Below are 22,071 nucleotides of genomic sequence, written 5' to 3'. Positions count from 1 at the left end.
GCCGCTTTTTCATGACCAACACGACGCGCGGGGGATACGAACATGACCCATATTCTGGCCATCGACCAAGGCACCACCTCAAGCCGGGCCATATTGTTCGACCAGAACATGAAACTGGTCGCCACCGCGCAAGAAGAATTCACACAGCATTACCCCGATTCCGGTTGGGTCGAACATGACCCCGGCGATTTGTGGTCAACCACCGCAGGCACCTGTCGCGCGGTGATCGAACGTGCGGGCCTGCGCGTGAAAGATGTCACCGCGATCGGCATAACCAACCAACGCGAAACCACCCTTGTCTGGGACAAACAGACAGGGGAACCGGTCTATAACGCCATCGTCTGGCAGGACCGACGCACCGCCGATCTGTGCCGCGGCCTTCGGGATGCAGGGCACGAGGCGATGGTCACGGACCGCACCGGCCTTTTGCTCGATCCGTATTTTTCCGGCACCAAGCTGAAGTGGATCCTGGATAACGTGGAAGGCGTCCGCGACCGGGCCGAGGCGGGCGAGTTGCTGTTCGGCACGGTCGATACCTTCCTGATCTGGAAGCTGACGGGCGGGGCGGTGCATGCCACCGATGCCACCAATGCCGCGCGCACCCTGCTGTATGACATCCGCAAGGGGCGGTGGAGTTCCACCATCTGCGAGTTGCTGGATATTCCGCAAAACATGCTGCCCGACGTGCGCGACAGCGCCGATGACTACGGCATGGTTCGCGATGACCTGTTCGGCCGCGAAATCCCCATTCGCGGTGTGGCGGGCGACCAACAGGCCGCCACCGTGGGGCAGGCCTGTTTCAGCCCCGGAATGCTCAAATCCACCTATGGCACGGGCTGTTTTGCCCTGCTGAACACCGGTGATACGCCCGTTGTGTCGCAAAACCGGCTGCTTACCACCATAGCCTATCAACTGGATGGCAAGCCCACCTATGCGCTGGAAGGGTCGATCTTTATCGCGGGCGCTGTGGTGCAATGGCTGCGCGATGGTCTCAAGATCATTCGCGAGGCCTCGGAAACCCAACCCCTGGCCGAAGGGGCCGACCCGGCGCAGAACGTGGTGCTGGTGCCGGCCTTTACCGGGCTTGGCGCGCCTTATTGGAATGCCGAATGCCGCGGCGCGGTCTTTGGCCTGACGCGCAATTCCCGGCCACAGGAATTTGCCCGCGCCGCTTTGGAAAGCGTGGGCTACCAAACCCGCGATCTGCTTGAGGCCATGCGCAGCGATTGGGCCAGCCATGGCGGCGCGGCCCTGCGCGACGGCGGGGCCGAAACCCTGCGCGTTGATGGCGGGATGAGCGCCAGCGATTGGGCCATGCAATTCCTGTCGGATATCATCGACGCGCCGGTGGACCGGCCCGAGGTACTGGAAACCACGGCGCTAGGTGCGGCGTGGTTGGCCGGTATGCAGGTAGGCCTTTACCCGGGGCTTGAGGATTTCGCCCAGACATGGGCGCTTGACCGTAAATTCACGCCCGACATGGATGAAGACACCCGCGCCCGCAAATACGACGCGTGGAAACGCGCGGTGAACGCGACGCTGAGTTTTTGAAGGCACCGCTGTGAGCCGCGACAGCGACGGGCCGCGGCGCGGCGACATGACTTCGGGCTATCGCGCTTTATCCCTGAAACTGGCGCGTGACGAGTACGCGATGCTCTAAAGCCAACCCAATCGCCGGGCCGTGGGGGCGGCCCGTCGATGGCGCGGCGGCCTCCGGCCTTGATTCCGCGCCTCTACGACGCCCCGCGCGGCATCGGCGTCTGGCCCTTGTTATAAGGCTTCCAATCGGCCACCTCGGGGTAATACATCTTGCGCCATCTGCGCACGCGCGGGTTCATCACCCGCCGCCAGATGGGCGGCACCATCGCCGCCATGGTCATGATCGGATAGCCATAAGGAAGCTGCGGCGCCTCGGCCTCGGTATAGTTCTGCAAAAGCGGGAACCGCCGGTCGGGCTTGTAATGGTGGTCTGAATGGCGTTGCAGGTTGATCAAAAGCCAGTTCGACGCCTTATGCGCCGCGTTCCAGCTATGACGCGGTTTGACATGTTCGTACTTGCCATCGCCCAGATGCTTGCGGGTCAACCCATAATGCTCGACGTAGTTGGTCAGCTCCAACTGCCAGATCGACACGAAGGCCTGCCAGAGAAACAGCAAAAGGCCAACCCAGCCGCCCAGCAGCACCGCCAGAACGATCATGTAAAGATCTAGCGCCCAGTATTTCCAGAAGGGGTTCGTGTGGTGCCACCACGGCAACCCCTTGCGCGCCAGCATCGCCTTTTCCGCCCGGAAGGCCGAAGTGTATGTCTCGCCCAGTACCCGGGCGAAATAGCGGTGGAAGCCTTCGTTATAGCGCGCGGTCACCGCGTCGCGCGGGGTGCCGACATATCGGTGATGGACCTGCAAATGTTCGGTATGGAAATGCGAATATAGCACCATTGCCAGCAACCCGTCGGCCAGCCAACGCTCGCCCTTATCCTTCTGGTGCATCAACTCGTGCGAATAGACGATCCCGACCGTCCCGGTGATTACCCCCACCCCGAAAAACAGCACGATCTTTTCCAATGCCGAAAGGTGCTCGGCCCCCGGTACATACCAGACCATCCAGAACAGAAGGCAAAACTGGATCGGGGCCCAAAGCAGGGTGATCGCCTTGTACCACTTTAACTGGTCCTCGCCGGTCTCAAGATCGGCGTTTTCAAGGTTGAGGCCCAGAAAGGCGTCGAGGATCGAAAACAGGTACCATGTCATCACCGGCAAAAGCACCACGGTCCAGCCGCCCTTGAGCGCGCCAAGGATGGCCACGGGGACCAGCAGAAGCGACATCCAGAACGGCACGGCATTGCGGAACTTGGCGACTTGGGCTGCGGCGATCATCGGGTTTTCTCCGGCGGGGATACTGGAAACTGGGCTTAACCTGCATCACCTTTTGCCAGCGCGCCTTGCGCAAGGTCAAATACCTTGCGCATGACGGTGGGTAAATCCGAGGGGCGGAAGGCGGATTTGGGCAGGAATTCACCGCGTGCGGGATGCGCCGCTTGCGGAACATGCGCCACCTGAACGCGCAGGCGCAGGTGAAAATGCGTGAAGGTGTGGCGGGCTTCCTCGCCTATATCCTGCCAATCGGCCTCAAGCGGCGGGGCCGGGTTCGGGGCCTCGTTCCACTCGCTTCCGGGCCAGCCCAGCATGCCGCCCAAAAGCCCCTTGTCGGGGCGGGTTTCCAAAAGAAGGGCGCCATCGGCGCGCTGTGCCACATAGGTGATGCCAAGCCGGGTAGGCTTGGGCTTTTTCGGGGTTTTATAGGGCAGTTCCGCTTGTACCCCGGCGGCACGGGCGGCGCAGGCCCCGATCCACGGGCAAATCCCACAGGCCGGGTTTTTCGGGGTGCAGACCGTCGCGCCCAGATCCATCACCGCCTGCGCGTAATCCCCGGCGCGCGCCGCTGGCGTCAAAGCCGCCGCTGCCTCGGTCAGTTCCGGCTTGGCGGCGGGCAGGGGGGTGCGAATGTCATGCAGCCGCGCCATCACGCGCTCAACATTCCCATCCACCACCACCTCGGGCGCGTCATAGGCGATGGCCGAGATCGCGGCGGCGGTATAAGGCCCGATGCCCGGCAGGGCCACAAGCCCCTCGCGCGTTGTCGGGAAAACCCCGCCGTGATCTTCGGCCACCACCCGCGCGCATTTCAACAGGTTGCGCGCCCGGGCGTAATATCCCAGCCCCGCCCATTCGCCCATGACCTGCGCATCGGGGGCGGCGGCCAAATCGCCAACGGTGGGCCAAAGCGTGGTGAAACGCTCGAAATAGCTTTTGACGGCGGCCACGGTGGTTTGCTGCAACATCACCTCGGACAGCCACACGCGGTAAGGGTCGGGCATAACCCCCGCTGCCCGGTCACCGGGCGACACCCGCCAAGGCAGGTCGCGGGCGTGCGCATCGTACCACGCCAGCAGATCGGCGGCTTTCGGCATGTCCAAGGCGGTGTCACGCATGTGTTATCCCTCATCGCACCTTATGGGCTGGCATGGACCGTCACATGCCCTAAGATAGTGTCCAAGTACAGGAGTCCACCATGCCCGCCCGCGATTCCACCACCCGTGGTTTCAAACGTACCGCGAATCTCTTGCAGGACCGCATCCGCCGGGCCTCGGAAACCCGTGGCTTCGCGCAATCGCGGCTTTTGACCCATTGGCCGGAAATTGTGGGGGAAGAGGTGGCCGCCATCGCCCGGCCCGTGGATGTGAAATACGGGCGCCAAGGGTTCGGTGCAACGCTGACCCTGTTGACCACCGGCGCGCAGGCGCCGATGCTGGAAATGCAAAAGGAACAACTGCGCGAGAAGGTGAACGGGGTTTACGGCTATAACGCCATCTCGCGCATCCGCATCACCCAAACCGCGCCCACCGGCTTTGCCGAAGGGCAGGCCAGTTTCGATCACCGCCCCAAAAAGCAAACCCCGGCCAAGCCTGACCCCACCGTGACCAAGGCCGCCAGTGAACTGGCCGCCCCCGTGGGCGATACCGGCCTGCGCGATGCGCTTGAAGCCTTGGGGCGGAACGTACTATCCAAGACCAAACGCTGACACAAAGGGAAGCACATGCAACGCAAACTCCTTACCGGGGCCGCGGCCCTCGCCATCGTCGCAGGCGCCGCCTATTGGCTGGCCAGCACACCCGCCAGCACACCGGGCGTCTCGCTTGGCGCGGCCAATGCGCAAGAAAGCGATGAGGCGATCGACACCTCGGGCATCGTCGAGATGACCATGGGCGCCGAGGACGCACCCGTGACATTGATCGAATACGCCTCTTTCACCTGCCCGCATTGCGCCAGCTTTCACACCGGCCCGGGCAAGAAACTGAAGGCCGAATATATCGAAAGCGGCGACGTGCAACTGGTTTACCGTGACGTGTACTTTGACCGCATCGGTCTCTGGGCGTCGATGGTCGCCCGCTGCGGCGGGCAAGAGCGGTTCTTTGGTATCACCGATATGCTTTATCAGCAGCAAAGGGACTGGATCGGTGACGGCGATCCTGTCGAGATTTCCAATAACCTGCGCAAGATCGGCAAGACCGCTGGCCTGAACGACGATCAGATCGAGGCCTGCCTGCAAGACAACGACAAGGCCAAGGCCCTTGTCGCATGGTTCCAGGAAAACGCCGAAGAACACGAGGTGAATTCCACCCCCACCCTGATCATCAACGGTGAAAAACATTCCAACATGTCTTATCCCGACCTTAAAGAGATCATCGAGACGGAGCTTGCCAAGGAATGACGACTCCGCTTGCCGGTCTGAAAGTCATTGAATTGGCGCGTATCCTGGCCGGCCCTTGGGCCGGTCAAACGCTGTCCGACCTCGGGGCCGAGGTGATCAAGGTCGAAAGCCCGGCAGGTGACGATACCCGCAACTGGGGCCCGCCCTTCATCGAGCGTGAGGGCGACCGCACGGCGGCCTATTTCCATTCCTGCAACCGGGGCAAATCCAGTGTCACGGTGGATTTCCGCACCCCCGAGGGGCAGGAACAGGTGCGCGAGATGGTGCGCGAGGCCGACGTCGTGATCGAGAATTTCAAGGTCGGTGGACTTGCGAAATACGGGCTGGACTACGACAGCCTGAAACAGGTCAACCCCGGCCTAATCTATTGTTCGATCACCGGCTTTGGCCAGGACGGGCCATATGCCCACCGGGCCGGGTATGACTATATCATTCAGGGCATGTCGGGCCTGATGTCGATCACCGGCGACCCGCAAGGCCAGCCCACCAAGGTGGGCGTGGCCGTGACCGATGTCTTCACCGGGGTCTATGCCTCTACTGCCATTCTGGCCGCCCTGCATCAACGCCATGCCACTGGCGAGGGGCAGCATATCGACATGGCGCTTTTGGATGTGGCGGTTTCCGTTACCGCCAATCAGGCGATGAATTACCTCTCCACCGGCACGCCACCGGGGCGTCTGGGAAATTTTCACCCCAACCTGTCGCCTTATCAGGTGTTCGATTGTGCCGATGGGCATATCATCATCGCGGTGGGCAATGATGGGCAGTTTGCCCGGCTGTGTGAACTTTTGGGCTGTGCCGAACTGGCGGGGCAGGCGGATTACGCCACAAATCCCGCCCGCGTCGCCAATCGCAAGGCGCTTGATAAGCTGCTGACAGAACGGACCCGGACATTCACCAAATCCGACCTTCTGGCCGCCTGCGAGGCGCAGGGCGTGCCCGCCGGGCCGATCAATGACATGGCCGAGGTCTTTGACGACCCGCAGGTAACAGCGCGCGGGATGCGCGTGGACCCCGAGGGTGTGCCGGGTATCCGGTCCCCGTTCAAATTTTCAGGGGCAGAGTTGAACCTGTCGCGGCCATCGCCCAAACTGGGGCAGAACAACGAGGGCTAGGTCATGGATATCCGCGCGCGTCTGCACAAGGAAATCGCCGCGCGGCGCGACGATCTGATCGCGCTGACCCAAGACCTGATCCGCATTCCCACGCTAAACCCACCCGGGGCCAATTACCGCGAGATTTGCGACTACCTTGATCGCCGGTTGCTGCGCGCTGGGTTTCATACCGAGCTTATCCGCGCCGAAGGGGCCATCGGCGACAGCGACAAGCACCCGCGCTGGAACATCGTCGCGCGGCGCGAGGGGAAAGCCCCCGGTCAATGCGTGCATTTCAACAGCCATATCGACGTGGTCGAGGTTGGCCACGGCTGGACCACCGACCCCTTCGGCGGCGAGGTGAAGGATGGCCGGATTTACGGTCGCGGGGCCTGCGACATGAAGGGTGGATTGGCCGCCTCGATCATCGCCGCCGAGGCCTTCATCGCCACCTGTCCCGACTATGCAGGCGCAATTGAAATTAGCGGCACGGCGGACGAGGAATCGGGGGGCTTTGGCGGTGTCGCCTATCTGGCCGAGAAGGGATATTATGCGCGCGTAGATCACGTGATCATCCCCGAACCCCTGAACAAGGATCGTATCTGCCTTGGGCATCGCGGCGTGTGGTGGGCCGAGGTGGAAACCAAGGGCGAGATCGCCCATGGCTCCATGCCCTTTCTGGGGGATTGCGCGGTGCGGCACATGGGGGCAGTGGTGGCGGAAATGGAAGACAGCCTGTTTCCGGCCTTGGCCCGGAAACGCACCGAGATGCCCGTTGTGCCGGAAGGCGCGCGGCAATCGACGCTCAACATCAACTCCATCCACGGCGGCGAGCCCGAGCAGGAGGAGGATTATACCGGCATGCCCTCGGCCTGCGTGCCCGACCGCTGCCGCATGGTGATCGACCGGCGGTTTTTGATCGAGGAAAACATCGACGAGGTGCAGGCCGAAATCCGCGACGTGCTGGAACGCGTGCGCGACGGGCGGCCGGGGTTCGACTATGAAATCAAGGAATTGTTCCGCGTTCTGCCGACGATGACAAAGCGCGACGCGCCGGTGGTGGGGGCAGTGTCAAAAGCGGTGGAGCAGGTCATGGGGCGCGAGGCCGATTACGTGGTCAGCCCCGGCACCTATGACCAGAAACATATCGACCGGATCGGGCGGCTGAAGAACTGTATCGCCTATGGGCCGGGGGTTCTGGACCTGGCCCACAAGCCCGACGAATGGGTGGGCATCGAGGACATGATGCAATCGGCCGAGGTCATGGCCCTCGCGCTGCACGATCTTTTCGGCGGCTAAGGGTTTGGGGGCGTTGCCCCCGCCGCCCTGCGGGCGACTCCCCCAGGGTATTTGGACCAAGAAAAAAACCTGCAGGATCGTGGCGAAATGCTTATTGAGCTGCGTGTGACCTTTCGGCGAAGGCCGACTCCAGGGCGATTTCCACCATATCCCCGAAGCTGCTTTCGCGGGCCTGGCTGTCGAGGGCCTCGCCGGTTTGCAAGTGATCGCTGACGGTCAGGACGGCCAAGGCCCGCGCGCCGTGGCGGGCGGCGAGGGTATAAAGCTCTGCCGCTTCCATCTCGACGGCCAGCGTGCCATGGCGGGTCATCTGCTCGGTTAGGTCGGGGCGTTCGTCATAGAAGGTGTCCGAGGAATAGATGCCGCCCACATGCGGCGAGATCCCGCGCGCCTTGGCCGCTGCGACGGCACCGTGCAGCAGGCCCCAATCGGCGCAGGGGGCGAAATTCACCTCGCGCAGGATCGTGCTTGAAGGGGTTGAGATGCTGCTGGCGCTCATGGCGATCACCACGTCGTGCAGGCCGACATGCGCCTGCATCGCGCCGCAACTGCCGATGCGAACGAGGGTCTTGACCCCGTAATCGCGGATCAACTCGTTGGCGTAGATCGACAGGCTGGGCATCCCCATGCCGCTGCCGTGGATCGTCACGCGGTGGCCCTGCCATGTGCCGGTAAATCCCAGCATTCCCCGCACATCATTGACCAATTCCGGCGCGTCCAGGAAACTCCGCGCCGCCCATTCGGCGCGCTTGGGATCGCCCGGCAGAAGGACCGTCTCGGCGATCCGGTTCGGTTCGGCGGCAATGTGAACTGTCATCGGGTATATCTTTCAAGGCAAGCGGCTTCGGATGATGGGCAAAGGGTAATCCGTTACATCCTGGTTTGCCAGTGGCCCAACGCGCCCCGGGGCCACCCTGACGTGGCGGACAAGCTCCGCATCCCCAGAACATCGGCATAACGCCCTTGGGGCACCGGCCCGCCGCGCGATGTTCACGACGCGCGTGCCGGCGTTTTTTCGCTGAGGTGGTTGCATCTGCCCGCAGGCTTGCCCACCTGTTGCAAGAGCAGCGGGGCACGCGCCCCGAAACACACCGCTGAACGGGAGATCGTATTGACCTTCAAAACCCCATTGATGGGCGCCGTAAGCGCCATTGCCCTTGTCTTGACCGCCCCCGCCTTTGCGCAGGACGCCGAGGCGGACACCCAGGCCAAAACGCAAGCTGAAACAGCCGCCCCCGAAACACCGCAGATCGCAGCCGAAGACGTGACCGATGCGCAGGTCGAGGGTTTCGTTGCCGCGCTGATCGCGGTTGAGGCGGTGCAGGCCGAGTACATGCCCAGAATCCAGGAGCAGGAAACCCAGGAAGGCGCCGAGGAGCTGGTGCAGGAAGCCAATGAGGCCGCCAAAACCGCGGTGTCCGACGTGACCGATATGACCCCGGAAACCTTCCGCGCCATCAGTGCCGCTGCGCAGCAGGATCAAGACCTGAACCAGCGCATTGTCGCCCGGATCAAGGAAGTGCGCACGCAATAACCACCCTATCCCTCCAGAACAGGTGAAAAGGCCCACGGCGCGCGTTCCGTGGGCCTTTTCGTTTCTGATATTCGCAAGGGCCGGGTTACTCGGCGGCGACGGCCTTGGGATCGACCAGCGTGACGATATCCTTCATGATGGTGTTCAGCTCGAAATCCTTCGGGGTATAGACCCGCGCAACACCCATGTCGCGCAGGCGCTTGGCATCCTCTTCGGGGATGATACCGCCGACGATCACCGGCACATCGCCCAGCCCCGCCTCGCGCATCCGCTTTATCAGGTCTTCGACCAACGGGATGTGGCTACCTGACAGGATCGACAGGCCGACGACATGCGCCTCGTCCTCAAGCGCCGCCTTGACCAGTTCCTCGGGCGTCAGGCGGATACCTTCATAGGAAATATCCATCCCGCAATCGCGCGCGCGGAAGGCGACTTGTTCGGCCCCGTTGGAATGGCCATCCAGCCCCGGTTTGCCGACAAGGAATTTCAACCGGCGGCCCAGTTTGTCGGAAACCGCATCCACCGCATCGCGGATATCATCCAGACCTTCGGTCTTGTTCGAAGGGCTGCCCGATACGCCGGTCGGCCCGCGGTATTCGCCATGCACGCTGCGCATCTGCGCGGCCCATTCGCCGGTGGTGACCCCGGCCTTGGCCGCCTTGATCGAGGCGGGCATGACATTGCGGCCCTCGGCGGCGGCGGTGCGCAATTCGGCCAGCGCCTCTTTTACCGCCGCATCGTCACGCTCGGCCCGCCACGCGTTCAGGCGGTCGATCTGTTCGGCCTCCACGGTTGGATCGACAACCATGATTCCGCCATCCTCGCCCATCAGGGGCGAAGGCTCCCCTTCGGTCCATTTGTTGACGCCGACCACGACGGTCTCATTGCGTTCGATCTTGTTCAGACGCTCGGCGTTGGAATCCACCAGCCGCGATTTCATGTATTCAATCGCGTCCACCGCACCGCCCATGCTGTCGATATTGGCAAGCTCATGGCGCGCGCCTTCCTTGAGGTGTTCAACCTTGGCATCCACGGCCGGGTTTTCGTCAAACAGATCGTCAAATTCCAGAAGGTCGGTCTCATAGGCCAAAATCTGCTGCATCCGCATCGACCATTGCTGATCCCAGGGGCGCGGCAGGCCAAGCGCCTCGTTCCATGCGGGCAATTGCACCGCCCGGGCACGGGCCTTTTTCGACAGGGTCACCGCCAGCATCTCGATCAGGATACGGTAGACGTTGTTTTCCGGCTGCTGTTCGGTCAGGCCAAGCGAGTTCACCTGCACGCCATAGCGAAAGCGGCGATACTTGGGGTCTTCCACGCCATAACGCTTGGCGCAAATCTCGTCCCACAGGTCCACGAAGGCGCGCATCTTGCACATCTCGGTGACAAAGCGGATGCCCGCATTCACGAAAAACGAAATCCGCCCCACTAGGCGCGGGAAATCCTCGGCCGGGACGCGGGGTTTCAACTCGTCCAAAACGGCAGTGGCGGTGGCCAGCGCAAAGGCCAGTTCCTGTTCCGGCGTCGCGCCCGCCTCTTGCAGGTGGTAGGAACAGACGTTCATCGGGTTCCACTTGGGAATATTGGTATAGCAATATTCGGCCACGTCCCCGATCAGTTTCAGCGAGGGTTTCGGCGGGCAGATATAGGTGCCACGGCTGAGATATTCCTTGATCAGGTCGTTCTGCACCGTGCCTTGCAGTTTGCTGGTATCCACGCCCTGTTCCTCGGCCACGGCGATGTAAAGCGACAAGAGCCAGGGCGCGGTCGCGTTGATCGTCATCGAGGTGTTCATCTGCTCAAGCGGGATGTCGTCGAACAACGTTCGCATATCGCCCAGATGGCAGACCGGCACGCCCACCTTGCCCACTTCGCCACGGCTTAGCACATGGTCACTGTCGTACCCTGTCTGCGTGGGCAGATCGAAAGCCACCGACAGGCCGGTTTGACCCCGCGCAAGATTGGAACGGTATAGTGCGTTCGAGGCCTTGGCGGTCGAATGTCCCGCGTAGGTCCGGATCAGCCAGGGGCGATCTTTCGGGGTCTCATTCTGCGTCTGCGACATGTGCGGGCCTCGTGAATCAGGTTGCGCAATTTTGTTACGTTCAGACATATGTATCTGGAACATTATGGCGCTGTCAATTCGCTGCATCGCGGCATGGGGCCATTTACCGCGCCGTCAAACCCTGTATTGCTGTCTTCATGGGCAGAATTGTGGAAATGCCGCTTTGGGCACTGATTCTTCTGGTGGCGTTCGCGGCAGTCACCTTCGCATCGCATTTCCTGTTCCCCTCCGTGCGATGGTTCTTTCGTCGCCGGATGGAGCGGGCGGTGGCCAAGCTCAACACCAAGTTGGAACGCCCGATTGAGCCGTTCAAGCTGGCCCGCCGCTATGACATGATCCAGCGCCTGATCTATGACCCCGAGGTCAGTCAGGCCGTGGCCGAACACGCCAAGGCCGAAGGCATCCCCGAAAACGTGGCTTTTGAGCAGGCCAAGCGATACGCGCGCGAGATCGTGCCGGGGTTTTCGGCCACCGCCTATTTCGGTTTTGCCATCAGGGCGGCGAAATGGCTCTCGCGCAGCCTTTATCGCGTGCGGCTTGGCCATTTCGATGAGGCCAGCCTGTCGAAGGTCGATCCCGACGCCACGGTGATCTTCGTGATGAACCATCGCTCGAACATGGATTACGTGCTGGTGACATGGCTGGCCGCCGAACGCTCGGCCCTGTCTTATGCCGTGGGGGAATGGGCGCGGGTCTGGCCCCTGTCGCGGCTGATCCGCTCCATGGGGGCCTATTTCATCCGCCGCAAATCCCGCAATGACCTTTATCGCCGTGTTTTGGCGCGCTACGTGGGCATGGCAACCGATGGCGGGGTGACGCAGGCGCTTTTCCCCGAGGGCGGGCTTAGCCTTGATGGCGGGTTGGCCCCGCCCAAGCTGGGGCTGTTGAAATACATCGTCGAAGAACGCGCCAACCCCGACCGTGACGTTGTCTTTGTTCCCGTCGCCCTGAACTATGACCGGGTGTTCGAGGACCGTATTCTCGTGGCGGCGGGCAAGGCGGGGGAACGGCGCTTTCGCGCGCGTATCTCGGTGGTGGCGCGCTTTTTGTTCAAACAGGTCTGGCTTCGGATCACCGGGCGGTATCACCGGCACGGCTATGCCGCGGCCAGTTTCGGCGCGCCGGTTTCGCTCAACGATTTCGAAAGCCGATACCCCGGCAACCCGGTCAAAGGGCTTGCCCGCCTTCTCATGCAAAGGATCGGCGAAGAGGTCCCGGTTCTGCCCGTTCCCTTGGTCGCCCGCGCGCTTTTGCAGGCCGAAGGGCCGCTTGCCCGGGCCGATCTGGACAGGCAGGTCGGCCGGATGGTCGAGGCGCTGTCACAGGCACATGTCCACCTGCCGCGCGGCGATTTGCACTACGCGGTCGAAGTGGGGCTGCGCAATCTGCGCAACCGGCAATTGGTTTCGGAAGAGGGCGGCCAGATCGCCATAAACCCCGAAGAACGCGAAATCCTGGCCTATTATGCACAGTCTATCGCCCATTTATTTCGCAATCGCAGCGCGTAACGCCAGAATTTTCTGCATCTGCGCGGTTATAAAATTACAAAAAACTACCCCTTGGCATTGCATTGTTGCGTGATGGATTATATCTCGGGGTCACCGCCGCGATTCTGCATCGCGGCAACCGGATGATTTTAGGAGGCTGAACATGGCTCTGGATACCGACACGGGCATCGCGCCCTACGACGCGCCCGAAAAAGATCTCTACGAGATCGGTGAAATGCCGCCCCTGGGCCATGTGCCCAAACAGATGTACGCATGGGCGATCCGCCGCGAACGTCACGGCGAACCCGACAAAAGCTTCGAGGTCGAAGTTGTCGACACCTGGGAAATCGACAGCAACGAGGTGCTGGTTCTGGTGATGGCCGCAGGCGTCAACTACAACGGTGTCTGGGCCGGTCTGGGCGAGCCGATTAGCCCCTTTGACGGCCACGGCGCCCCCTATCATATCGCAGGCTCAGACGCCGCTGGCATCGTTTGGAAAGTTGGCTCTGCCGTGAAAAACTGGAAAGTCGGCGACGAGGTCGTGATCCACTGCAACCAGGACGACGGCAACGACGAGGAATGCAACGGCGGCGATCCGATGATGTCCCCGACCCAGCGGATTTGGGGCTATGAAACCCCCGATGGATCGTTCTCGCAATTCACCAAGGTGCAGGCCCAGCAACTCATGCCGCGCCCAAAGCACCTGACATGGGAAGAGTCCGCTTGCTACACCCTGACGCTGGCCACTGCCTACCGCATGCTTTTCGGCCACCCGCCGCATGAATTGAAGCCGGGGCAGAACGTGCTGGTCTGGGGCGCCTCGGGCGGCCTTGGCTCCTACGCGATCCAGCTGGCCAATACCGCGGGCGCCAACGCGATCGGCGTGATCTCGGACGAATCCAAGCGCCAGTTCGTGATGGACCAAGGCGCCAAGGGCGTCATCAACCGCAAGGAATTCAACTGCTGGGGCCAATTGCCCAAGGTGAACACGCCGGAATATAACGAATGGCTGAAAGAGGCCCGTAAGTTCGGCAAGGCGATTTGGGAGATCACCGGCAAGGGCGTGAACGTCGACATGGTCTTCGAACACCCCGGCGAGGCGACCTTCCCGGTTTCGACCCTCGTGGTGAAAAAGGGCGGCATGGTCGTGATCTGCGCCGGGACCAGCGGGTTCAACTGTACCTTCGACGTGCGCTACATGTGGATGCATCAAAAGCGCCTGCAAGGCTCGCACTTTGCGCACCTCAAACAGGCCGCTTCGGCCAACCGCCTGATGATCGAGCGCCGCCTCGATCCCTGCATGTCGGATGTCTTCCCCTGGGATGAGATTCCAGCGGCCCACATGCAAATGCTGCGCAACGAGCACAAGCCCGGCAACATGGCCGTACTGGTGCAAGCGCCGAAACCCGGGTTGCGCACCGTCGAGGATGTGCTGGAAGCTGGCAAAGCCTAAGCTTTACGCCTGACCAACGCACCGCCCGCCCGGGGTTTCCCGTGGCGGGCGGTTTGCGTTCGAGCACACTTGCGCGGAATCAAGGCGCGCAGCGCCGCCGCGCATCGACGGGCCGCCCCTTCGGCCCGGCGATTGGGCTGACCAAGTTTCTTTGCCTAGTCGTCGCGCGCCAGTGGCTTGGATAAAGTACTATAGCTCAAAAACTGGATCGCCGCGCCGCGGCCCGTCGCTGCGCGGCTCCCAACTTTGACAGGCCTGATAAGCGCGCTTGCCTCTGGCACCTTCCCACAACGCCTTGTAGGGTCCACGCCATGTCGAACACCCTGCCCACATACTCCCACGATCAGGCCGAGGCCCACGACCGCATCGCCGAAGGCCTGCGGGGGGCGGGGATCGATCTTGAAAACGGCACCCTCACACCGCCGCAAGAGGGGCGGCAGCGCACCATGGCCGTTGTCGGCAAGGCCGGATCGGGCAAGACCCTGCTACTGGCCGAACTCACCCGTGCCATGACCGAGGCCGGGGTCGAGATTGTCTCGGGCGATTACGAAGGCCGCCGCCGCAAGGATCGGCGCACGCTGGCCATCCTTGCCCCCACCAACAAGGCCGCCAGTGTCTTGCGGATGCGCGGGGTGCCGGCCACCACCATCCACCGCATTCTTTATACGCCGGTCTATGACCCGGAATATGAAAAGATCGCCGAATGGCTGGCCGGGAATGGTGAGCGACCCGAGATCGAGGGCCTGACCGACGAGGCGCTGGACCGCGCCCATGCCTTTTACCAAACCCATAAATCCGTGCCGGGGGCCTTGGCCGCCGCCGGCCTGCGGGGCAGCGATTTCATCACCGGCTGGAAGCGCCGGGAAGAGCCGCTGGACGTGGGGTTTGTCGATGAGGCCTCGATGCTGGATGACCGGCAGTTCGAGGATTTGCAGGAGATTTTCCCGAACCTCCTGCTGTTCGGTGACCCGGCACAGTTGGCCCCGGTCAATCAATCCGGCTCCATGGTCTTTGATAAGCTGGCCGAGCCTGCCATCCTGACCCTGCACCGCATCCACCGGCAAGACGCCGATAACCCCATTCTGGACCTCGCCCATGCGCTTTCGGACCCCGATGTGGGGTTCGAGGATTTTGAACGCATGGTCGAGGAGAAAGCCCGCCAAGACGACCGCGTGCAATGGGCGCAGCGGGTCGAGGTGGACCTGATGGCGCGCTCGCCCGTGCTGGTCTGGCGCAATGCCACGCGCATCCGTCTGATCAATGCTTTCCGGTCGGTCCATGGCGCGCCGGAAGACGCGCTTTTGGAAGGCGAGCCACTGATTTGCGACGGCATCGAACTGCCGCTCAAGCACCGCAAGAAACGGCTGGACCTTGAGGCGCGGGGGCTGATCAAGGGCGCACAGGTGATCTATCTGGGGCCGGGGCGCAAACCGGGGTTTTCGCGGTTGCACGTGATCGGAGCCGAAGACCCGCAGGTCTCGGCGGCGTCCATCGTGAAAATCGAGAAACCGGATGAGGAAGAACCCTTCATCCCCTTCGCCGCGCGTATGGGCGCAACTTTTTTGCACGGCGCTGCGGTGACCATCCACAAGGCGCAGGGCAGCCAATGGCGCGATGTGCAGGTCTTTGCGCCCGACCTTTACGCCGCCGCCCGCATGGGGCGCACGGAAGCCGGGCAGCCGCTGTGGAAGCGGCTGGCCTACGTGGCGATCACCCGGGCCGAGGAACGCCTGCACTGGGTGGTGCGCGCGCGCCTGTCGAAGCCGACCGGGCCGCTGCGCACCGATGACCTGCAGGTGGCCCCCGCGCCACTGGAACTGGAGGCCGAGGCATGAAAACCATCCTGATCACCGGGGCCAGCTCGGGCATTGGCCGGGCGACGGCGGAACTCTTTTTGTCGGAAGGCTGGACTGTAGGGCTTGTAGCCCGCCGTGCCGAACGCCTGCGCGAGATCGCGGCGGGGCAGGGCAATGCCATCCCGCTGCCCGCCGATGTCAGCGACCCTGAGGCTATGCAGGCCGCGTTCGACCAGTTCATCGGCGAGGTCGGGCACTTGGACGTGCTGTTCAATAACGCGGGCATCTTCGGCCCCGCAGCCAGCCCCGATGCGGTGACAGTCGAAGAATTCGACCAGGTGATGGCCGTTAACCTGCGCGGCATGTTCATCGCCGCGCGACTGGCCTTCGCCCGGATGCGCGCGCAAAGCCCGCAGGGCGGGCGGATCATCAACAACGGCTCGATCTCGGCGCATGTGCCGCGCGAGAACTCGATTTGTTATACCACCTCGAAACACGCAATTACGGGGATGACGCGAAGCCTGTCCCTGGATGGGCGGGCCTTTGATATCGCCTGCGGACAAATCGATATCGGCAATGCCGAAAGCGAGCTGGTCGCCGACCTGAAGGCGCGCCAGCCGGACATGCAGACCATGGACGTGGCCGACGCGGCCGCGTCGGTGCTGCATATGGCGGGCTTGCCGCTGTCGGCCAATGTGCAGTTCATGACGGTGATGGCCACCAAGATGCCCTATATCGGCCGCGGCTAGGCGGCCGTTCCCGAAAGGGCGCGCCTTGCGGCGCGGCAGGATAAGCACGCCTTTGGCGTGCGGATAAGGGGCTTTGCCCCTCGGCCTGCGGCCTCACCCCAAGGTATTTTTGCCAAGAAAAAGCCGGGATCAGTTTTGGCGCAGGACGCGGAAGGCGGCGGAGGCCCCCCAGCCTGCCGCGATGGCGATGGCCAGTGACATCAGCCCGTAAAGCATCGGCTGTTGCCGCGAGAGGGTGAAGAGCCAGCGTTCCAGCCCCACCTTGCGCACGTCGATGACGGTCTCGAAGTCCGACACCACGCGCCCCTGACGCGTCAACAGGATGCGCGTGCGGTAATCGCCTTCGGTGAGGTTGGCGGGCAGTTCAATCGCGGTGCGAAAAAGTGTTTGTTCGTCCAGCGCCACCGCGCCTTCCAGCATTTGGTAGGCGTTGTTGGCCTTGCGGATGCGGATGAGGGCATCGGTGAAGTTCTGGGCGTCCTCGACATTGCCCGGCGCCCCGACCGAGCGGATGGCGCGGGGGATCGAGATCCTGTGCCGCAGGTCCTCGACATTGGTCAGCACCTCGTCGAGCGGGCCGGTGGTGGCCACGGCGTAAAAGCTGGGCGCGCGATCGACCTCGACCGCGTCGGTATTGACCCAGATGCCCAGCTTGCGCTCCTTGCGGCGCACCGTGAGGGGTTTCGAGGGCCCCGAGATGGCAACGATCACGTCAAGCGGCTCTTGCGGGATCGGCGCTTGCCGCTTCACCGCGCCGAAGACAAGGAGGTCGGAGCCTTCAAAGGTGGCGGTGATGCGCACCTTGTCACTGGACAGGCCCAGCACGACTTCTTCGGCCTTGAGAGGCAGGGCGAGACAGATAAGGACGAGGGTCAATCGCAACATGATCAATGCCCCCCCGCTGCACCGATGGAATACAGTTCGGAGGGTTGGATAAGCAGGTCGAGCGCCAGCTTGAAACAAACCGCCAGCACCATGAGGGCCAGAAGAATGCGCAATTGCTCGGCCTTCATCCGGGTGCCGATCTGCGTGCCGATCTGGGCGCCGATGACACCCCCGACCAGCAGCAGAACCGCCAAGGCCACGTCCACGGTAAAGTTCGTGGTGGCATGCAGCATGGTGGTGAAGGCGGTGACGAAAATGATCTGAAACAGCGAGGTGCCGACAACCACCTTGGTCGGCATGCCCAGCAGGTAGATCATCGCCGGGACCATGATGAACCCGCCGCCGACCCCCATGATCGCGGCAAGGATACCCACCGCCACCCCGACCAGCAGCGGGGGAATGACGCTGATATAAAGGCCCGAGGTGCGAAAGCGCATCTTGAAGGGCAAGCCATGCACCCAGTTGTGTTTCTTGCGCTTGGGTGCCTTGCCCGAACGCGTGTTGCGAATGGCGCGCAGGCTTTCGAAGAACATCATCCCGCCGATGATGCCAAGGAAGACAACATAGCAAAGCTTGACCAGAAGATCGACCTGACCCAGCGATTTGAGGTAGTTGAAAACCACAACGCCAAGCGCCGCGCCGACAAGTCCGCCGACAAGCAGCACCGTTCCCATCCTCAGGTCGACGGTTTTGCGCCTGAGATGCGCCAAGACACCGGAGAAAGACGAGGCAACGATCTGGTTGGCCTCGGTCGCGACGGCCACGGCGGGCGGAATGCCGATGAAGAACAACAGCGGGGTCATCAGAAACCCGCCGCCGACCCCGAACATCCCCGAAAGGATGCCCACCAGCCCGCCCAGCCCCAGAAGAAGGAAGGCGTTGACCGAAACCTCGGCTATGGGCAGGTAGATTTGCATGGGTGTCAGTAACCGCAGCCCCGCACATTTTGCAAGCGCAGAGCCGGGCCAAGTCACCGCAGGCCTGATCAATTCTTGTTAACTGGACTTATGTTTCGTGAATTCCGAAAGTCCAGTTGTCGTGTCAGGTTATTTCGCCTTACACTTGCGGTACGCGCCTGAGGCGACATACAGACGCCGCCTAGCGCCCCGAAGTGGCAAGCTTGAACGCGGCAAACAGGAAGAACCCGCCCAAGAGCGCCTCGATCCCGCGCCGCACCCGTGCATAGGCGGCGCGCACCGGCCGGGCCGACAGGGCCAGCCCCCATGCCGCATGACAGCCAAGCGAAATTGCAAAGGCCCCGGCGACGAACAGGAAGGTCACGCCAAGGCCCGCGCCCTTGACGGCCCCGACCGAGGCGATGGCCAGCCAAAAGGCCACGGCCTTGGGGTTCGTCACCTGCAACAGGTAGCCATGGGTGAAGTGCCGCCATGCGGCCCGCGGGGCCATATCCTCCGGGGTCAGCTTTGGCGGATTGAAGGCTTTGCGCAGCGCCCCGTAGGCCAGATAAACAAGATAGGCCGCGCCGATAACCCGAAGCGCGCTGATCGCCCATGCCGCTTGGCTCAGCAGCAGGCCGACCCCCAGAAGTGTCAGGATGTTCAGGGTCATGCTTCCCACGGCAATGCCAAGTGACGCCACCATCGCCGGGCCGCGCCCCTGGTTGGTGGCAATCCCCACCAGCATCGCCACCGCTGGCCCGGGCGAGGAGGCGCCGACCAGAAGGATGGCATAGGCGGCGATGAAGCCGGGCAGATAGGGTATAATTTCGGGCATTATGGTTTCCTTTCAGGTCTAGGAAACCATCGGCGCAGGGTGCGGCGCTGTCCAGTGAAATCAAACCGATAAAAGGCCGAACTATCCGGCGGTCTTGCGCAAAACAAGCGCATCCGCCGGATCCGCACCTTGGCGCGGGTAATAGGCTTTGCGCCGGGCGGCCTCGGTATACCCTGCGGTTCTGTAGAGGGCCTGTGCCGCAATATTGTCCTCGGCGACCTCAAGGAAGCATTCCTCGGCCCCCCGCGCCTTTGCCTCGGCTTCGAAATCGGCCAAGGCGGCCCGGCCATACCCCTTGCCCTGATGCGCCGGATCACAGGCCAGGGTCAGCAATTCCGCCTCGCCCGCCACGACCCGGCCCATGGCAAAGCAATGCGCGTCGCCCACGGCGAAGACATGCGGCGAGGCCAGCAAATCGGTGATCTCCCGCGCGGTCCAGACCTGCCCGCGCCCGGTAAAGGCGCGTGCATGGGTGGTGGCCATCGCCTCAGGCGTCATCGAGGATTCTGGGCGGCGTATCGCGGGCCGGGGCGGCATCGGCGGGTTTGAGGTAGAGCGGGGCGGGCGGCGGCGTGTCCCTTGGCGCGGTTCGGGCGATGCGGGCGATGGCCATGGCAAAGGCATCGGGCGCAGGCGCATGGGCCAAGGGGCCAAGCGCCTCGGCCTCGGTGCGGGGCAAAAGGCGCGGGGCCCTGCCCGCGGGTTTGACGTAAAGGTGGTCACGCGGCGCGGGCAGGGCCGGGATCTGCCCCTCGGGCGCGGTCAGGGCAATCGCCTCGAAACCGCTGACGCCCACCGCCGGAATGTCCAGCGACAGGGCCAGACCGCGCGCGGCAGAGACCGCAATCCGAATGCCGGTGAAATTGCCGGGGCCGACGCCCACGCCGAGGCGCGCAAGATCGGCCCATGCGGCGCGGCCTTCGGCCAAAACCGCCTCCAACAGGGGAATCAACCGCTCGGCCTGTCCGCGGGTCATTTCTTCGTGGCGGGCCACCACGACCCGATCACCCGACAGCAAAGCGGCCGCGCAATGCGCGGCCGATGTGTCAAAGCCGAGGGTGAGAGGGTCAGACCCCAACGGGGCGCACCTCGGTCACTTCGGGGATGTAATGGCGCAGCAGGTTCTCGATCCCCATCTTCAGGGTGATGGTGGACGAGGGGCACCCGGCGCAAGCGCCCTGCATATGCAGGTAGACGACGCCACGCTCGAACCCGTGGAAGGTGATGTCACCACCGTCCTGCGCCACGGCGGGGCGCACGCGGGTGTCCAGCAACTCCTTGATCTGGCCGACGATCTCGGAATCCTCGCCGTCGTGGTCGGCATGGCCCGATGGTGCCTCGGCCTCGCCGCTCATCACCGGGGCACCGCTTTGATAGTGCTCCATGATCGCGCCAAGGATGGCGGGTTTCATATGGTCCCATTCGGTGTCGTCACCCTTGGTAACGGTCACGAAATCATTGCCAAAGAACACGCCGGTCACGCCCTGCACCTTGAAGATACGCTCGGCCAGTGGCGATTTGCCCGCCGCATCGGCGCTTGGGAAATCGGCTGTGCCCGCGTCCAGAACGGTCTGTCCCGGCAGGAACTTCAGTGTCGCGGGGTTGGGTGTGGATTCGGTTTGAATGAACATGGATCGCGCCCTTTCTCGATTACGTCAGATATGCGCGCGCGGGGACGGGGTGTCAAGGTTTGGAATGATTCTAAACTTCACCGGATGCGCTCAGGCGTTCCACAAAACCGCGCCGCAAGCGGCGATATCATAGCCGCCGTAGCTTTCGGCGCGCGCCTTGAAAGCCGCGCCTTGGCAAAACGCCATGAGGGCCTGCATCTGCGGCTCGAACCACGCCTTGCGATCCACCAGCAGGGCGAATTCTTCCTCCACCACCGGCGCGAACTCCAAGCCATAGTTCCGCGCCACGGCTTCCAGCCCGAAGGCCACGTCACCCTCGCCGCGCCCTACGGCCTCAACCGCGTCATCCTCGGTACGGGCGACCTCTGTCCGCTCCAACTTGGACAGGTCCAGCCCGGCCTTGTCGGCCAACCCCCGCAACAGGGTATCGGTCCCCGACCCGGCCTGCCGCGGCACCAAACGCAGGGCCGCCAAATCGCCCAACCCCTTGGGCGCGGTGCCCCCGGCACGAAACACCAAGCCGCGCCGCCGGGTGGCAAAACCCACCAGCACCGCGTTCAGGCCCCCGGCCATCTCGCGCACCGCCGGAATGTTCCAGTGATCGCTCACCGTGTCATGGATATGCAGGCCCGCCGCCATGCCTTCACGCCGGGCAAACCGCTCCAACCCGTCGCGCGACCCGTCATAGAAACTGGCCAAACCGCATTGCGATTGCCGCACCGCCCAATCCAAAAGCGGATCGTGACTGCCCAACAGGATCGGCGGGCGCGGTGCTGTGGGCGCCGTCGCCTCGACCCCGCCCGATGTCGCCCCTTCAAGCCACGCCCGGATCTCCCCCGCCGGGAACAACAGCTTGCCGGTGGCGCGCGAACAGGGCACCTCGCCCCGTGCCGCAAGATCGTAAATCTTGCGCTCCTTCAGGCGCAGCAACGCGGCCAATTCCTTGACCGTCAGGTAATCGTGTTCGGGAAAGGCAGGCTCACTCATTCGGGCATCCCAGAAAAGCACAAGGGCGGCCCAAGACAGGCCGCCCCATATCCTAGAAGCTTTCGCGAAAAACGGAAACCCGGAAG

The 22,071-nt window shown here is 63.0% G+C and carries 21 protein-coding genes; 10 read left to right on the top strand and 11 right to left on the bottom strand.

Features of this window, described 5'->3' with window-relative positions:
• Nucleotides 1-42 precede the first annotated feature (42 nt).
• The gene (gene glpK, locus RBB32_RS18285; protein ID WP_306154834.1) at nucleotides 43-1,551 is read left to right on the top strand and encodes a glycerol kinase GlpK; all 1,509 of its coding nucleotides are present in this window, start codon (nucleotides 43-45) and stop codon (nucleotides 1,549-1,551) included.
• 182 nt (nucleotides 1,552-1,733) lie between these two features.
• Here glpK and RBB32_RS18280 read toward each other — a convergent pair whose 3' ends face one another.
• Together RBB32_RS18280 and mutY are read right to left on the bottom strand one after the other, a co-directional pair.
• Complete coding sequence (locus RBB32_RS18280; RefSeq protein ID WP_306154832.1) at nucleotides 1,734-2,876, bottom strand: alkane 1-monooxygenase; 1,143 nt, start codon at nucleotides 2,874-2,876, stop codon at nucleotides 1,734-1,736.
• Between the two features lie 35 nt (nucleotides 2,877-2,911).
• Nucleotides 2,912-3,991 carry an A/G-specific adenine glycosylase gene (mutY, locus tag RBB32_RS18275; protein ID WP_306154830.1) on the bottom strand — a complete coding sequence of 360 codons (1,080 nt, stop codon included), beginning with the start codon at nucleotides 3,989-3,991 and terminating at the stop codon, nucleotides 2,912-2,914.
• An 80-nt stretch (nucleotides 3,992-4,071) separates the two neighbouring features.
• On the opposite strand from mutY, the gene RBB32_RS18270 reads away from it, so the two are divergent.
• Genes RBB32_RS18270 through RBB32_RS18255 form a run of 4 tightly spaced genes read left to right on the top strand, consistent with a single transcriptional unit; the run spans nucleotide 4,072 to nucleotide 7,664 of the window.
• Complete coding sequence (locus tag RBB32_RS18270; RefSeq protein ID WP_306154828.1) at nucleotides 4,072-4,581, top strand: DUF721 domain-containing protein; 510 nt, start codon at nucleotides 4,072-4,074, stop codon at nucleotides 4,579-4,581.
• Between the two features lie 15 nt (nucleotides 4,582-4,596).
• Nucleotides 4,597-5,271, top strand: a complete 675-nt coding sequence (locus tag RBB32_RS18265; protein WP_306154826.1) for a DsbA family protein — start codon at nucleotides 4,597-4,599, stop codon at nucleotides 5,269-5,271.
• Nucleotides 5,268-6,386 carry a CaiB/BaiF CoA-transferase family protein gene (locus RBB32_RS18260; protein ID WP_306154824.1) on the top strand — a complete coding sequence of 373 codons (1,119 nt, stop codon included), beginning with the start codon at nucleotides 5,268-5,270 and terminating at the stop codon, nucleotides 6,384-6,386. Before RBB32_RS18265 ends, RBB32_RS18260 begins: the two co-directional genes overlap by 4 nt.
• A gap of 3 nt (nucleotides 6,387-6,389) precedes the next feature.
• Nucleotides 6,390-7,664: an acetylornithine deacetylase/succinyl-diaminopimelate desuccinylase family protein gene (locus tag RBB32_RS18255; protein WP_306154822.1), complete on the top strand. Its 1,275-nt coding sequence runs from the start codon at nucleotides 6,390-6,392 to the stop codon at nucleotides 7,662-7,664.
• A 91-nt stretch (nucleotides 7,665-7,755) separates the two neighbouring features.
• Here RBB32_RS18255 and deoD read toward each other — a convergent pair whose 3' ends face one another.
• On the bottom strand, nucleotides 7,756-8,481 hold the full coding sequence (deoD, locus tag RBB32_RS18250) for a purine-nucleoside phosphorylase (RefSeq protein ID WP_306154820.1): 726 nt from the start codon (nucleotides 8,479-8,481) through the stop codon (nucleotides 7,756-7,758).
• A gap of 294 nt (nucleotides 8,482-8,775) precedes the next feature.
• On the opposite strand from deoD, the gene RBB32_RS18245 reads away from it, so the two are divergent.
• Nucleotides 8,776-9,198 carry a DUF4168 domain-containing protein gene (locus RBB32_RS18245; protein WP_306154818.1) on the top strand — a complete coding sequence of 141 codons (423 nt, stop codon included), beginning with the start codon at nucleotides 8,776-8,778 and terminating at the stop codon, nucleotides 9,196-9,198.
• Nucleotides 9,199-9,283: 85 nt separating this feature from the next.
• Here the strand turns inward: RBB32_RS18245 and RBB32_RS18240 are convergent, their stop codons facing one another.
• Nucleotides 9,284-11,263, bottom strand: coding sequence for a protein meaA (locus RBB32_RS18240; RefSeq protein ID WP_306154816.1), 1,980 nt, complete (start codon nucleotides 11,261-11,263; stop codon nucleotides 9,284-9,286).
• Nucleotides 11,264-11,400: 137 nt separating this feature from the next.
• Here RBB32_RS18240 and RBB32_RS18235 point away from each other — a divergent pair, with 137 nt between their 5' ends.
• The 4 genes from RBB32_RS18235 (at nucleotide 11,401) to RBB32_RS18220 (ending at nucleotide 16,748) form a co-directional block, all read left to right on the top strand.
• The gene (locus tag RBB32_RS18235; protein WP_306154813.1) at nucleotides 11,401-12,771 is read left to right on the top strand and encodes a 1-acyl-sn-glycerol-3-phosphate acyltransferase; all 1,371 of its coding nucleotides are present in this window, start codon (nucleotides 11,401-11,403) and stop codon (nucleotides 12,769-12,771) included.
• A gap of 142 nt (nucleotides 12,772-12,913) precedes the next feature.
• Nucleotides 12,914-14,203, top strand: coding sequence for a crotonyl-CoA carboxylase/reductase (gene ccrA, locus RBB32_RS18230; RefSeq protein WP_306154811.1), 1,290 nt, complete (start codon nucleotides 12,914-12,916; stop codon nucleotides 14,201-14,203).
• A 311-nt stretch (nucleotides 14,204-14,514) separates the two neighbouring features.
• On the top strand, nucleotides 14,515-16,038 hold the full coding sequence (locus RBB32_RS18225) for an ATP-dependent RecD-like DNA helicase (RefSeq protein WP_306154810.1): 1,524 nt from the start codon (nucleotides 14,515-14,517) through the stop codon (nucleotides 16,036-16,038).
• Nucleotides 16,035-16,748: an SDR family oxidoreductase gene (locus tag RBB32_RS18220; RefSeq protein ID WP_306154808.1), complete on the top strand. Its 714-nt coding sequence runs from the start codon at nucleotides 16,035-16,037 to the stop codon at nucleotides 16,746-16,748. Before RBB32_RS18225 ends, RBB32_RS18220 begins: the two co-directional genes overlap by 4 nt.
• 129 nt (nucleotides 16,749-16,877) lie before the next feature.
• Here RBB32_RS18220 and RBB32_RS18215 read toward each other — a convergent pair whose 3' ends face one another.
• The 7 genes from RBB32_RS18215 to RBB32_RS18185 form a co-directional block, all read right to left on the bottom strand.
• On the bottom strand, nucleotides 16,878-17,633 hold the full coding sequence (locus tag RBB32_RS18215) for a TIGR02186 family protein (RefSeq protein WP_306154807.1): 756 nt from the start codon (nucleotides 17,631-17,633) through the stop codon (nucleotides 16,878-16,880).
• 2 nt (nucleotides 17,634-17,635) lie between these two features.
• Nucleotides 17,636-18,550: a sulfite exporter TauE/SafE family protein gene (locus RBB32_RS18210; protein WP_306154806.1), complete on the bottom strand. Its 915-nt coding sequence runs from the start codon at nucleotides 18,548-18,550 to the stop codon at nucleotides 17,636-17,638.
• Between the two features lie 181 nt (nucleotides 18,551-18,731).
• Complete coding sequence (locus RBB32_RS18205) at nucleotides 18,732-19,367, bottom strand: LysE family translocator (protein ID WP_306154801.1); 636 nt, start codon at nucleotides 19,365-19,367, stop codon at nucleotides 18,732-18,734.
• 81 nt (nucleotides 19,368-19,448) lie between these two features.
• Nucleotides 19,449-19,865, bottom strand: coding sequence for a GNAT family N-acetyltransferase (locus tag RBB32_RS18200; RefSeq protein WP_306154798.1), 417 nt, complete (start codon nucleotides 19,863-19,865; stop codon nucleotides 19,449-19,451).
• A complete protein-coding gene (tsaB, locus tag RBB32_RS18195; RefSeq protein WP_306154796.1) occupies nucleotides 19,855-20,445 on the bottom strand; it encodes a tRNA (adenosine(37)-N6)-threonylcarbamoyltransferase complex dimerization subunit type 1 TsaB in 591 nt (196 codons plus the stop codon). Before tsaB ends, RBB32_RS18200 begins: the two co-directional genes overlap by 11 nt.
• Nucleotides 20,435-20,998 carry a NifU family protein gene (locus RBB32_RS18190; protein ID WP_306154794.1) on the bottom strand — a complete coding sequence of 188 codons (564 nt, stop codon included), beginning with the start codon at nucleotides 20,996-20,998 and terminating at the stop codon, nucleotides 20,435-20,437. The genes tsaB and RBB32_RS18190 overlap by 11 nt, the downstream gene beginning before the upstream one ends.
• 90 nt (nucleotides 20,999-21,088) lie before the next feature.
• Nucleotides 21,089-21,985 carry a helix-turn-helix transcriptional regulator gene (locus RBB32_RS18185; RefSeq protein WP_306154792.1) on the bottom strand — a complete coding sequence of 299 codons (897 nt, stop codon included), beginning with the start codon at nucleotides 21,983-21,985 and terminating at the stop codon, nucleotides 21,089-21,091.
• Nucleotides 21,986-22,071 lie beyond the last annotated feature (86 nt).

It is taken from the genome of Roseovarius sp. MMSF_3281 (assembly GCF_030733685.1).
Taxonomy (GTDB): Bacteria; Pseudomonadota; Alphaproteobacteria; order Rhodobacterales; family Rhodobacteraceae; genus Roseovarius.
The sequence above is the reverse complement of the archived record's forward strand: the minus strand, read 5'-3'. Positions and strand labels throughout refer to the sequence as shown.

Bases quoted from the DNA above. Each gene is read 5' to 3' on its own strand.
- RBB32_RS18255 (WP_306154822.1), top strand. From the start codon at position 6,390: ATGGATATCCGCGCGCGTCTGCACAAGGAAATCGCCGCGCGGCGCGAC.
- RBB32_RS18265 (WP_306154826.1), top strand. From the start codon at position 4,597: ATGCAACGCAAACTCCTTACCGGGGCCGCGGCCCTCGCCATCGTCGCA.
- RBB32_RS18270 (WP_306154828.1), top strand. From the start codon at position 4,072: ATGCCCGCCCGCGATTCCACCACCCGTGGTTTCAAACGTACCGCGAAT.
- RBB32_RS18220 (WP_306154808.1), top strand. From the start codon at position 16,035: ATGAAAACCATCCTGATCACCGGGGCCAGCTCGGGCATTGGCCGGGCG.
- ccrA (WP_306154811.1), top strand. From the start codon at position 12,914: ATGGCTCTGGATACCGACACGGGCATCGCGCCCTACGACGCGCCCGAA.
- deoD (WP_306154820.1), bottom strand. From the start codon at position 8,481: ATGACAGTTCACATTGCCGCCGAACCGAACCGGATCGCCGAGACGGTC.
- RBB32_RS18215 (WP_306154807.1), bottom strand. From the start codon at position 17,633: ATGTTGCGATTGACCCTCGTCCTTATCTGTCTCGCCCTGCCTCTCAAG.
- RBB32_RS18235 (WP_306154813.1), top strand. From the start codon at position 11,401: ATGGGCAGAATTGTGGAAATGCCGCTTTGGGCACTGATTCTTCTGGTG.
- RBB32_RS18240 (WP_306154816.1), bottom strand. From the start codon at position 11,263: ATGTCGCAGACGCAGAATGAGACCCCGAAAGATCGCCCCTGGCTGATC.
- mutY (WP_306154830.1), bottom strand. From the start codon at position 3,991: ATGCGTGACACCGCCTTGGACATGCCGAAAGCCGCCGATCTGCTGGCG.
- RBB32_RS18190 (WP_306154794.1), bottom strand. From the start codon at position 20,998: ATGTTCATTCAAACCGAATCCACACCCAACCCCGCGACACTGAAGTTC.
- RBB32_RS18205 (WP_306154801.1), bottom strand. From the start codon at position 19,367: ATGCCCGAAATTATACCCTATCTGCCCGGCTTCATCGCCGCCTATGCC.
- RBB32_RS18225 (WP_306154810.1), top strand. From the start codon at position 14,515: ATGTCGAACACCCTGCCCACATACTCCCACGATCAGGCCGAGGCCCAC.
- glpK (WP_306154834.1), top strand. From the start codon at position 43: ATGACCCATATTCTGGCCATCGACCAAGGCACCACCTCAAGCCGGGCC.
- RBB32_RS18210 (WP_306154806.1), bottom strand. From the start codon at position 18,550: ATGCAAATCTACCTGCCCATAGCCGAGGTTTCGGTCAACGCCTTCCTT.
- RBB32_RS18280 (WP_306154832.1), bottom strand. From the start codon at position 2,876: ATGATCGCCGCAGCCCAAGTCGCCAAGTTCCGCAATGCCGTGCCGTTC.
- RBB32_RS18260 (WP_306154824.1), top strand. From the start codon at position 5,268: ATGACGACTCCGCTTGCCGGTCTGAAAGTCATTGAATTGGCGCGTATC.
- RBB32_RS18185 (WP_306154792.1), bottom strand. From the start codon at position 21,985: ATGAGTGAGCCTGCCTTTCCCGAACACGATTACCTGACGGTCAAGGAA.
- RBB32_RS18200 (WP_306154798.1), bottom strand. From the start codon at position 19,865: ATGACGCCTGAGGCGATGGCCACCACCCATGCACGCGCCTTTACCGGG.